The sequence below is a fragment of the Cellulomonas sp. HZM genome, from assembly GCF_000708885.1.
Classification (GTDB): Bacteria; Actinomycetota; Actinomycetes; order Actinomycetales; family Cellulomonadaceae; genus Cellulomonas.
Map to the genome: position 1 here is coordinate 1 of NZ_JEOE01000058.1, position 11,889 is coordinate 11,889.

The 11,889-nt window shown below is 75.4% G+C and carries 8 protein-coding genes; 6 read left to right on the plus strand and 2 right to left on the minus strand.

Translation table 11 applies throughout. From position 1 onward, the window contains the following. The first annotated feature begins 38 nt into the window (after window positions 1-38). The 4 genes from AW16_RS0116265 to pheA all read left to right on the plus strand — a co-directional run bounded on the left by AW16_RS0116265 (window position 39) and on the right by pheA (window position 7,328). A complete protein-coding gene (locus AW16_RS0116265; RefSeq protein WP_029292116.1) occupies window positions 39-863 on the plus strand; it encodes a DUF5926 family protein in 825 nt (274 codons plus the stop codon). A 37-nt stretch (window positions 864-900) separates the two neighbouring features. Continuing rightward, entirely contained in the window at window positions 901-1,809 is a 909-nt protein-coding gene (locus AW16_RS0116270; protein ID WP_029292118.1) for a glycosyltransferase, read from the plus strand. A gap of 219 nt (window positions 1,810-2,028) precedes the next feature. Then, entirely contained in the window at window positions 2,029-6,393 is a 4,365-nt protein-coding gene (locus tag AW16_RS0116275) for a hypothetical protein (protein WP_156044222.1), read from the plus strand. Next, the gene (pheA, locus tag AW16_RS0116280) at window positions 6,390-7,328 is read left to right on the plus strand and encodes a prephenate dehydratase (RefSeq protein ID WP_029292121.1); all 939 of its coding nucleotides are present in this window, start codon (window positions 6,390-6,392) and stop codon (window positions 7,326-7,328) included. Before AW16_RS0116275 ends, pheA begins: the two co-directional genes overlap by 4 nt. A gap of 49 nt (window positions 7,329-7,377) precedes the next feature. Here pheA and AW16_RS0116285 read toward each other — a convergent pair whose 3' ends face one another. Further along, a complete protein-coding gene (locus AW16_RS0116285) occupies window positions 7,378-8,529 on the minus strand; it encodes a diacylglycerol kinase family protein (protein WP_029292123.1) in 1,152 nt (383 codons plus the stop codon). 83 nt (window positions 8,530-8,612) lie between these two features. Here AW16_RS0116285 and serS point away from each other — a divergent pair, with 83 nt between their 5' ends. Beyond that, window positions 8,613-9,893, plus strand: a complete 1,281-nt coding sequence (gene serS / locus AW16_RS0116290; protein ID WP_029292125.1) for a serine--tRNA ligase — start codon at window positions 8,613-8,615, stop codon at window positions 9,891-9,893. After that, on the plus strand, window positions 9,890-10,681 hold the full coding sequence (locus AW16_RS0116295) for an HAD family hydrolase (RefSeq protein WP_029292127.1): 792 nt from the start codon (window positions 9,890-9,892) through the stop codon (window positions 10,679-10,681). Before serS ends, AW16_RS0116295 begins: the two co-directional genes overlap by 4 nt. A gap of 155 nt (window positions 10,682-10,836) precedes the next feature. On the opposite strand, the gene AW16_RS18550 is transcribed toward AW16_RS0116295, so the two are convergent. After that, complete coding sequence (locus AW16_RS18550) at window positions 10,837-11,436, minus strand: hypothetical protein (RefSeq protein WP_156044223.1); 600 nt, start codon at window positions 11,434-11,436, stop codon at window positions 10,837-10,839. Between the last annotated feature and the right edge of the window lie 453 nt (window positions 11,437-11,889).

Here is an 11,889-nt window from a genome sequence, read left to right on the forward strand (position 1 = left end):
GGTCGGGGGGAGGGGATGCGGCCGGTAGCCTTGCGCGCATGGCGAAGAACTCCCCTGCGTTCGTGCTGCGTCCGTTCGAGGGCCTGCCGGGTGAGCCCGACTGGGTCGCGCTCAAGGAGGTCGTCCCCGCGGCGACCGCCAAGGCACGCACGACGAAGGAGCACGGCGCCAAGGACGTGCTCGTCACGACCGTCCTGCCGCAGTCGTGGCCGGCGCTGCACCGCTCGGACGGCGTGATCCTGCTCGCGCTCCAGACGGTCGGCAGCTCGGGCGACACCAGCCGTGACCTCGCGGCCGCGCTGCTCGAGGCGATCGACTCCGAGCCCGGCACCGCGATCGAGATGCTCGAGCTGCCCGAGCCCGGCCCCCGCCTGCAGGACGTGCTCGACCCGTCGGTGCCGTTCGAGGTCACCGTGGAGGAGTCGTTCGCCTACTGGCTGGCCGACGACGTGGAGCGCACCGACGACCTCCAGGCCGCGATCGAGGACGCCGACGCCGGCATCATCGACACCGTCAAGCTCGACGGGGTCGAGGCCGCGTACTGGTGCCGCATGGGTGCGCGCGAGTTCCTGCGCTGGGCGCAGCCGCACGACGAGCAGGTGGTGCTCGACGCGCTGGCCCGCCTGCACGCGCGCCGCGAGTCCGGCTTCGACGGCGCCAAGTTCGTCGGCTACTTCCGCTCGAGCGGGATCGTCGTGCCCGTGTGGGAGCTGCCGCGCGGGTCCGAGGCCGAGGACGTGCAGGACGCCGTGGTGGCGTTCGCGCCGAAGTTCGAGGCCGCTCTGGCCGAGACCGCTCCGCTCGACGCGAACGAGCGCCGCGCGCGGGCCGGGCTCGTCGCGCGCCAGGTCACCCTCCGCTGAGCGGCGGGACCGCCCAGGACGTCGATAGGCTGACGGCGTGATGCGCAAGGGCAGACCAGCGGCCGACGAGCCCGCGGCCCCCGCGTCCGCGTCCGCAGCGGTTCCAGCACCCACGTCGTCGTCGGACCCCGCGCCTTCCTCTGCGCCTGGCCCGTCGCCCGCGCCGGTCCCCGCTCGCGCGCCCCGCGGCCGTGCGCTGCGCCAGCGCGTCGCGGTCGTCATCCCCGCCAAGGACGAGTCCCGCCGCATCGCGGCGACCGTGCGCTCGGCCAAGGCGATCCCGCACGTCGACCTCGTGCTCGTCGTCGACGACGGCTCCGAGGACGACACCCAGGACGTGGCGCGCGCAGCCGGTGCGGTCGTCGTGCGTCACTCCCACAACCGGGGCAAGGCCGCCGCGATGGAGACCGGGGCGCAGGTCGTCGCGATGCGTGACTCCCCGGACCGCCTGCCGCGCATCCTGCTGTTCGTCGACGGCGACCTCGGCGAGACGGCGGTCAACACCGCACCGCTGGTGCCCCCGGTGCTCGAGGGGCACGCCGACCTCGCGATCGCGCTGCTGCCCCCGCAGCCCGGTGCGGGCGGCCGTGGCATCGTCGTCGGCGCCGCTCGTCGGGCCATCGCGTCGATGACCGGCTGGACGCCCAGCCAGCCGCTGTCCGGCATGCGCTGCCTCACGCGCGACGCGTTCGAGGCCGCGACGCCGCTCGCGCACGGGTGGGGCGTCGAGACCGGCATGACGATCGACCTGCTGCGGCAGGGTTTCCGTGTGGTCGAGGTGCCGTGCGACCTGCGGCACCGGCCGTCGGGCTCGGACCTCAAGGGCCAGCTGCACCGCGCGGCGCAGTACCGGGACGTGCAGCTCGCGGTGAACGCTCGTCGGGTGCGCCGCGTGGCGGGCGCGGTCAAGGACGCCGTGACGCCGACGCCGCGCACGCACCGCTGACCTCGCCGCGCTGGCCTCGCACCGCACCCGCGCCGCACCGGCCCCGCGCCGGTCCCGCCGCGCCATGAGCCACCTGCCTCGCTGACCGCGTGGGTTCCCCGTGACCGGGCGGCCTGCTGGTGCGGCTCTCACGGAGAACCCGCGCGGTCGCGGCGGGGGGGCCGACGAGGGCGCGGCTGGCGTCCGGTTCGTGCCAGGCCGTCCCCGTACCCTGTGCGGGTGCCCCTCTCCGTCCGCCGCCTCGCGCACGTGCTGGTCACGGCGGTGCTGGTCGCGCTCGCCGGGATGTCGGTCGCGGGGCCGGCCGCCGCCGACGCGCCGAGCGCTCCCGTACCCCCGGTCGTCCTCGTGGGGGTCGGCGGGCTGCAGTGGTCGGACGTCGACCGGTCCGCGACGCCGACGCTGTGGCGCATGGTCGGCGAGGGCTCGGTCGGCTCGATCTCGGTGCACACGGCGCGCCCGGTCTCGTGCCCGCTCGACGCGTGGCTCACCGTCTCGGCGGGACGCCGGGTCGCGGTCGCGGCGGACGGTCCGGGGTCCGACGACGGTTCCGCGGGGACGGACGACGAGCCCGCGAACGTCGACGGGTGCGCGCCGCTGCCGACGATCGGCGGCGCCTCGTCGGCCCTCGGCACGCCCCTGCCCGCGACCGTGCGCGGCTGGAAGGGCCTCACCGACCAGGGGCCCGAGGCGCTCGGCGTGCCCGGGACCGTGGGGCAGCGGATCGACGACGTGCCGGCGTGCAGCACGGGCGCGGGACCGGGCGCCGCGATCGCGCTGGCCGACGAGCGCGGGCACCTGGACCGGTACGTCGACGACGCCGCGACGCTGCCCGCGCCGCAGGTCACCGAGTGCCCCGTGACGGTCGTCGACGCGGGCGAGCTGCCGGCCGCACGGACCGAGCGCGCGCAGGCGCTGACGACCCTGGACGACGAGCTGCGCCGGCTCACGTCGCAGGTCGCCGCGGGGACGCGCGTGCTCGTCGCCGGGGTGTCGGACAGCGCCTCGGGCGAGGCCGGGCTGCAGGCCGTCGTCGAGTGGGAGCGGGGCGGCGGGCAGGTCGGCTGGCTCTCGTCGGGATCCACGCGGTACCCGGGGATCGTGACGCTCGCCGACCTGGGCGCGACGCTCGCGCAGGCCGCCGGGGCGAGCACGGCCGATCTCGACGGCTCGCCGGTCGTCGTCGACTCCGAGCGCCGCATGAGCGCTGACCGGACGGTCGAGAACCGGCGCTACCTCGTCCAGATGACGACGATCACGCCCAAGGTGATGCCGCTCGTGCTGGGCGTCGCGGGCGCGGCGGTCGCCGTCGCGCTCGGCGTGGTGCTCGTGGCCCGACGACGCGATGCGCTCCTGGCACCGGCGGCGCGGCGCGCGGTGCTCGCGGTGCTGCTGCTCGGCGCGAGCACGCCCGTGGGGGCGCACCTCGCTGCGCTCTCGCGCTGGTGGGGCTCGCCCGCGCCGCTGTTCGCCGCGATCGCGTGGTACGCGCTAGCCGCGGTGGTCGTCGCGCTGGTCATCTGGCTGGTCTCGCGCCTGCTGCCGCGCGGGCGCTGGACGCTCGCAGGCGCCGCGGCGGGCATCACGTGGCTCGTCCTGACGGTCGACGGCGTCACGGGGACGGTGCTGCAGCAGGGTTCGATCCTCGGCGTCACACCCACCCTGGGCGCCCGGTACTACGGCTTCGGCAACACCACGTTCGGCATCTACGCCGCCAGCGCGCTCGTGCTGGCGGGGGCCGTCGCCGCGTGGCTGATCCGGCTCGGCCGGCGGCGCGGGGCGCTCGCCGCGGTCGTCGCGCTCGGAGCCGTGAGCGTCGTCGTCGACGGGTGGCCCACGTTCGGCGCGGACTTCGGCGGCGTGCTCGCGCTCGTGCCCGCGTTCGCGGTGCTCGCGCTCGCGGTGGCGGGCGTGCGGGTGACGCCGCGGCGCGCGCTGCTCGTCGCGGCGCTCGCGCTGCTCGCCGTCGCGCTCGTCGCGGTCGTCGACTGGGCGCGGCCCGGACGCAGCTCGCACCTCGGGCTGTTCGTGCAGCACGTGCTCGACGGCGACTCGTGGGCGATCCTCTCGGGCAAGGCGCGCGGTGCCTGGTCGACCGTCGACGCGCCGCTGGGTGCTCTCGCGGCGCTCGCGTGCATCGCGGTGTGCGTGCTGCTCGTCGGCCCGGACCGTTGGCGGCCCGCGCTCGTGCGCCGCGCGTACGCGGCGTGGCCGGTGCTGCGGCCGGTGCTGCTCGCGGTCGTCGTCGTCGCGGTGCTCGGCTCCCTGCTCAACGACTCGGGCGTCGTCGTGGCGGTCGCCGTGCTCGGCGTCGCCGGGACGATGCTCGTCCTGTCGGCGCTCGGGCACGCGTGGGAGGGCCTGCCCGCGGGCGTGCGGGACCTCGACTCCCCGGTGCGGCGGATGCCCGCGGTGGTCGTCGCGACCGGCGGCGCGCTGCTCGCGGTGCTGCTCGTCGGGTCCGTGCTGCTCCCCACGGCGCCCGTCGCGGGCGGCGTCACGTCCGGCGTCGGCGCCGCCGCGGTGCCCGACGACCGCCCCGTCGTGGTCGTCGGCACCGGCGGCCTGACCTGGGCGGACGTCGACCGGACGACGACGCCCACGCTGTGGTCCTTGCTGCGCGACGGGGCCGCAGCGGGCGGTGTCGCGCCCGGGGTCACCGGCGCGCCGGCCTCGTGCGACGCGGGCGGCTGGCTCTCCCTGTCGGCAGGCGTCGCGCCCGTCACGGGGGAGCGGGTCGACGGGACGTGGGTGTGCGCGCCGTGGCACGTCACGCTCGGCGACGGGACGGCGCAGGTCGACGGCTGGTCGCGGCTCGTCGCGCTGCAGTCCCGCTCGGAGTACCACCCGGTGCTCGGCACGCTCGGCGCCACCTTCGCGGACGGTGGCGTGTGCGCGACCGCGGTGGGAGCCGACGCGGCGCTCGCGCTCGCCGGCCCCGACGGCTCGGTGCCGCGCTACCGCACGGTCGACCAGGCGGTCGCCGAGCCCGCGGACGCGTTCTCGTGCCCCGTGACGTTCGTCGACGCCGGCGACGCGCCGCACGCGCGGGGCATCGACGACGCGACGCGCGCGACCATGCTCGCCGAGCTCGACGACCAGCTGCGCCGCATCCTGCAGGCGGTGCCCGCGTCGTCGACCGTCATGGTCGTCGACACCGGCAACCCGGCGTCGGCGCGCGCGGCGCTCGGCGTGGGCCTGCTCGACTCCGACGAGCTCGACGGCGCCACGTTCCTGTCGACCCCCTCGACGCGGTGGGTGGGCGTCGTGCGCCTGCTCGACCTGCCGTCCACGGTGCTGACCGCGGTGGGCCTGCCGACGCCCGACGTCTTCACGGGATCCCCGATGACCGTCGGGGTCGACCGGCCGGCGGACTCCGCGACGACCGTGCGCCAGCTCGCCGACCTCACGACGCGCGACCAGGCGCTGCGCGGGACGTCGGGCCGGGTGACCACCACGCCCATGCTCGTCTCGCTCGTGCTCGTCGTGCTCGCGTCGCTCGTCGTGCCGCCGCTGGCCCGGCGTCTCCCGCGCACGGGCGCGACGCTCCGGCGGGTGCTCGACGCGCTCCAGGTGTTCCTGCTCGCGCTCCCGGCGGGCGTGTTCCTCATGACGACGACGTCGTGGTGGCGGTTCTCGTCCCCGACGACCGTGATGTGGGTCGCGGTCGTCGGCTGCACGCTGCTGGTCACCGGGCTCGCGCTGCTCCTGCCCTGGCGGCCCGTGTGGGGTGCGGCGGGAGCGACCGGCCTGGTCACGTTCGCGCTCCTGACGCTCGACGCCGTGCTCGGCACGCCGCTGCACCGCGGATCGCTGCTCGGCCCGGCGCCCACGCTCGGAGGGCGGTTCTACGGGTTCGGCAACCCGACGTACTCGGTGTACGTGGTGGGTGCGCTCCTCGCGGCGTGCGTGGTGGGGACCGCGCTGCGGCGGTGGCGCTGGCTCGCGGCGGGCGCCGCCGCGGCGATCTGCGGCGTCGCGCTCGTCGTCGACCTGTTCCCCAGCCTGGGCGCGGACGTGGGCGGCGGCCTGGTGCTGCTGCCCGCGGGGGCGATCGTCGTGCTCGCGGTGGCGGGGATCCGCGTCACCTGGGTGCGGCTCGGGCTCGCAGCGGTCGCGGGCGTGCTGCTCGTCGCCGCGATCGGCTACCTCGACTGGCGGCGGCCCTCGGCGGAGCGCACGCACCTGGGGATCTTCGTGCAGTCGGTGGTCGACGGGACCGCATGGCAGACGATCTCGCGCAAGCTCGACTACGCGCTGCGCACGGTGAACGCGGGCTGGGCGTCGTGGCTGACGATGGCGCTGCTCGTCGTCGGCGTGCTGCTCGTGTGGCGCGCCGCGTGGGTGCGGTGGCGGGACTGGGACGCGCTCGTCGGTCGGTGGCCCCTGGTGCACCCGCTGGTGCTCGCGCTGCTGGTGGCCGCGGTCGGCGGGTCCGTGGTGAACGACTACGGCATCAAGATCGCCACGGGTGTGCTCGCGGCGTGGCTGCCGGCGATGGGTTCGCTGCTGCTGCGCGCTGGGCCGGTCGACGAGCCGCTCCCCGGGTCCGCGGCCGTGCGCCAGTACCGTGAGGGCCCATGACGACCCCGCGCTACGCCTACCTCGGACCGGCGGGCACGTTCACCGAGGCCGCGCTGCGGCAGGTCGCCGGCCCGGACGAGGCGACCTACCTCCCGCAGACAGACGTCGCCTCGGCACTGGCCGCGGTGCGGTCCGGCGAGGCCGACTACGCGGTCGTCGCGATCGAGAGCACCGTGGAGGGGGGCGTCACCGCGACGCTCGACTCCCTCGCGGGCGGTGAGCCGCTCGTCATCCTGCGCGAGATGCTCGTCCCGGTGCAGTTCACGCTCGCGGCCGCACCGGGTGTGCGCCTCGCCGACGTGCGGCGCGTGTCCGCGCACCCGCACGCCTGGGTGCAGTGCCGCCGGTGGCTCGCGGCGCACCTGCCCGGCGCGGTGCACGTGCCCGCGACGTCCAACACGGCCCCCGCGGCGCTGATCGCCGAGGGCGGTCCGCTGCCGTTCGACGCGGCGCTCGTGCCGCCCCCGGCGGTCTCGACGTACGGGCTCGAGGTGCTCGCGCACGACGTCGCGGACAACGCGACCGCGGTGACCCGGTTCGTCGTCGTCGGCCACCCGGGCTCCGTGCCCGAGCGCACCGGGGCGGACAAGACGACCCTCGTCGTGCACCTGCCGGACAACGAGGCCGGCGCACTGCTCGCCATGCTCGAGCAGTTCGCGGCACGCGGCGTGAACCTGTCGCGGATCGAGTCGCGCCCCATCGGCGACGCGCTCGGGCGGTACTCGTTCTCCATCGACGCCGAGGGGCACATCACCGACGAGCGCGTCGGCGAGGCGATCATGGGCCTGCACCGGCGCTGCCCGTACGTGCGGTACCTCGGGTCGTACCCGCGGGCCGACGAGCTCGAGCCCACCGTGCACGTGGGCACCGCCGACGCGGACTTCGTCGGTGCACGCGACTGGCTGCGGGCGCTGCGGGACGGCTCGGCGACCTGAGCGTCAGCCGTGCGCCGTCGTCGGGCCACGTCGGCCGGTGCGTCCAGGCTCAGGCCGTGCGCACGACGAGCGCGCCCGGGTCGACGCGCGCCGTGACCTCCACGACACGCCCCACGACGTCCCCGTCCACCTGCGCGTGCTCGCCGCCGGGGACGACGATGCGCACCTCGCGCGCCCGCCGGTGGTCGATGCGCCCGATCTTGTGCTGCGCGGGGTTGCGCATGCCCCAGCCCTGGAGCACGACCTCGCCGAACAGCTGCGCCCAGCCCGCGATGCCGGCGCGCGTGTCGATCGCGGCCAGGTCGAGCCAGCCGTCGTCCACCACGGCGTCGGGCAGCAGCGTCAGGCCGCCCGGGAGCCGGCCGCAGTTCCCGACGAGCAGGCTGCGCAGGCGGGTCGTCGTCGGCTTCTCGTCGTCCACCCGGACGTGCACGCGCACGCGGCTGCCGCGCAGGTGCTTGAAGCCGGAGACGAAGTAGGCCATCCAGCCGACCTTCGCCTTGAGCGCGTCGTCGGTGTCCGCCACCATCGCGGCGTCGAACCCGAGGCCGGCGATGACCAGGAAGATGTGGTCGCGCGGGGCGTCGGAGCCCTCGGGCTGCGGGTCCGCCGCGCGCGCGACGTCGTCGACCACCTCGTGCTCGAAGCGCAGCACGCGCAGCCAGCCGACGTCGATCGTCCGGTCGCTCCCCGTGAGCGCGGTGCGCAGAGCGCCGAGCGGGTCGCCCACGGGGATGTCGAGGTTGCGGGCGAGCAGGTTGCCGGTGCCCAGCGGGACCAGCCCCATCGGCACACCGGTCCCGACGAGCGCCTCCGCGACGGCGCGCACGGTCCCGTCCCCGCCGATCGCGACGACCACGTCGGCACCCGCCGCGAGCGCGGCACGCGTCTGGCCGACCCCGGGGTCCTCGACGGTCGTCTCGAACCACAGCGGGTCCGGCAGGCCCAGCTCGGCGACCACGCGGTGGATCGCCTCGCGCAGCGCGGCCACGTCGGGCTTCGAGGGGTTCGCGACGAACGCGACCGTGTCCCCCTCGTCGTCGACCTGCTGCGCGAGCGTGCGCGCGCGCTCACCCGTCGCCGACTGACCCGCGAGACGACGGTGGATCCGCGTCTGGCTGCGCCACGCCGCGACGGCGAAACCGAGCGCGACGAGAGCCAGCACCGCGGCGACAACCGCCACCCACCCCGCCCAGGTCACACGCGCAATCTACGGTGCCCGGGGCGCCGGTGTCCGTCCTATTGACGTGAGCCGGTGCCGTCGGTGGTCGGTAGGGTCGTGCCGTGATCGATCTCAAGCTGCTGCGCGACGACCCGGACGTGGTCCGCGCGAGCCAGGTGGCCCGGGGGGACGACCCCGACCTCGTCGACCAGGTGCTGGACGCCGACGCCCGCCGTCGCGCCGCCCTGACCGACTTCGAGACGCTGCGGGCCGAGCAGAAGTCCCACGGCAAGCTGGTGGCCGCCGCGCAGGGCGACGAGAAGCAGGCGCTGCTCGCGCACGGGCGCTCGCTCGCGGAGCGCGTCAAGGCGCTGCAGGCCGACGCCGACGCCGCCGAGCAGCGGGCGACCGAGCTCGCGCGGCGCATCGGCAACGTCGTCGAGCCCGGTGTGCCCGCGGGCGGCGAGGACGACTACGTGGTGCTCGAGCACGTCGGGACGCCGCGCGACTTCGCCGCCGAGTACGGCGACGGGTTCACGGTGCGCGACCACCTCTCGCTGGGCGAGGGGCTGCGGGCCATCGACACCGAGCGCGGTGCGAAGGTGTCGGGCGCGCGGTTCTACTACCTCACCGGGATCGGCGCGCGGCTCGAGCTGGCGCTGCTCAACGCGGCGGTCGACCGTGCGCTCGCGGCCGGTTTCACGCCCGTCATCACGCCCACGCTGGTCAAGCCCGAGGTCATGGCGGGCACCGGGTTCCTCGGTGCGCACGCCGACGAGATCTACCGGCTCGAGGCCGACGACCTGTACCTCGTCGGGACCTCGGAGGTGGCGCTCGCGGGCTACCACTCGGGCGAGATCGTCGACCTGTCGGACGGCCCGCTGCGGTACGCGGGATGGTCGGCGTGCTACCGGCGCGAGGCAGGCTCGTACGGCAAGGACACGCGCGGCATCATCCGCGTGCACCAGTTCCACAAGGTCGAGGCGTTCAGCTACACGACCGTCGAGGACGCCGCGGCCGAGCACCAGCGCATCCTGGGCTGGGAGAAGGAGATGCTCGGCCTCGTCGAGCTGCCGTACCGCGTGATCGACACCGCCGCGGGGGATCTCGGCTCGAGCGCCGCGCGCAAGTTCGACTGCGAGGCGTGGCTGCCCAGCCAGGAGCGGTACCTCGAGCTCACGTCGACCTCGAACTGCACGACGTTCCAGGCGCGGCGGCTCGGCGTGCGCGAGCGGACCTCGGACGGCGTGGTCCGCCCGGTGGCGACGCTCAACGGCACGCTCGCGACGACGCGCTGGCTCGTCGCGATCCTCGAGAACCACCAGCTCGAGGACGGATCGGTGCGCGTCCCGGCCGGGCTGCGGCCGTACCTCGGCGGCCTCGAGGTGCTGGAGCCCCGATGAGCCGCGCGCAGCTGGTCGCCCTCGACGTCGACGGGACGCTCGTCTCCTACGACGGCGACTTCTCGCCCGAGCTGCACGCGGCCGTGCGGGCGGTCGACGAGGCGGGGATCCACGTGGTGCTCGCGACCGGGCGCGGCGTGCACTCGGCCGCGCCGGTGGCGCGCGAGCTGGGGCTGACCGACACGTGGCTCGTCTGCTCCAACGGCGCGGTGACGGCTCGGCTCGACCCGGACGGAGGCGTGTCGATCGTCGACACCGTGACGTTCGAGCCCGGGCCGGCGCTGCGCGCGATCGCGCTCGAGGTGCCCGACGCGCTGTTCGCGATCGAGGACGTGGGGCGCGGGTTCTTCGTGTCCGGCGACTTCCCGCCGGGGGAGATCGGGGGCGAGCTGACGCGCCTGCCGTTCGCCGAGCTGGCGTCCCGGCCGACGACCCGCGTCGTCATCCGGCACCCCGGCTCGACACAGGCGGAGTTCCACGAGCTCGTCGAGCGCGTCGGCCTGCACGAGGTGACGTACGCGGTGGGGTACACCGCGTGGCTCGACCTCACGCCCGCAGGCGTGACGAAGGCGTCCGCGCTCGAGGCGGTGCGGCGCGAGCTCGGCGTCGAGCCGTTCGCCACCGTGGCCATCGGCGACGGCGGCAACGACCTGGAGATGCTGCGCTGGGCGGCCCGCGGCGTCGCCATGGGCCACGCGGCCCCGGAGGTCCACGCGGCGGCCGACGAGGTCACGGGCACGATCGACGACGACGGCGCGGTCGCGATCCTCCGCTCCCTTCTCCCCTGACCCCCCGCCCACTCGTCCGCCGAGCCCGCCGCTCGCTTCGGCTGCCCATCCGTCCGCACCTCCCCGTCCTCGTCCGCCCATCCCGTCCGGCGAGTGCGCCAGTTTCGGACCAGAGTCGAAGTCCAGACGCGCGCTCTCGTCCGAAACCGGCGCACTCACCAGCCCATCAGCTCCCGCCGCACGGTGAGAGCCACGCGAGCGTCGACGGGGATGTGCGTGACTACACGTCGGACGATGTCGGACGGTCGGTCCTCCTTGGTGACGTGGACCGTGCGCCAGCCGGCGTCGGCGAGCGCGTCTCGCCGCAGCTTTTCCCGCCAGAGATCGGTGCCGTCGGTCGCGCGGTACTTGTCGCGCCCGTCGTACTCGACGAGGAGGCGCCATCGCGGCCAGCCCAGGTCGCCCCAGTACGTCCCTCGTCCGGTTCGCGCCGGGACCTGCGTCTGCGGCGCGGGCAGCCCGGCGCGGAGCAGCACCAGCCGTAGGTAGGTCTCGCGGGGCGACTCCGCTCCGGCGTCGGCGTGCTCGAGGATCGTCCGTGCGCGCGTGGATCCCCGTCGGCCCTGTCGTCGGCGGGCTCGCTCGACGAGCTCGTCGAGCGACGCTCCCGCACGCAGCGCTGCGTCCGCGACGACGAGAGCATCGAGGCAACGCATCGTGGTCAGGCAGTCCCACGCGGTCACCTCGAGCGACGTCACCGGGAGACGACGAGCGACCGCCATCTCGTCGGCATCGGGGTACGGCCGGTGTCGCACGACGCTTGAGTCGGAACCTCGACCGGACGAGGACGACGACCGGACGTGCGTCTCCGACGGGACCCGCCACAGGGCGAGCCCGTGCAGGATCGCCGCCGACGCGTGGCTGAACACGAATGCTCGGGTCGTGCGTGCGGCGTGCGCACGCATCCTCGCGAGCGCGAGCTGACGAGGGTCCGCGAGGTCGCTGGTGGCGTAGGCGCCGGGCGAGATGCGCCGGACCTCGCCGCTTCGGATCCGTGACCGGAGAGCGGAGGGCGCGAGTCTGCTGGCGAGCACGACGTCAGGGATGACGTCGTCGGGAGATCGGTGCGAGCCGGGGCGGCGGGACATGGTGCGAGCCTGCTCCGCTGTCGGCTGCCGACGACGAGCGACGCCGCCGGCCTGTGGATCGTCGCGCGCGTCGTCGTGCCTGTGCACGGCTCGAGCCCCCGGCCGCCGTGCCCCGCCGCG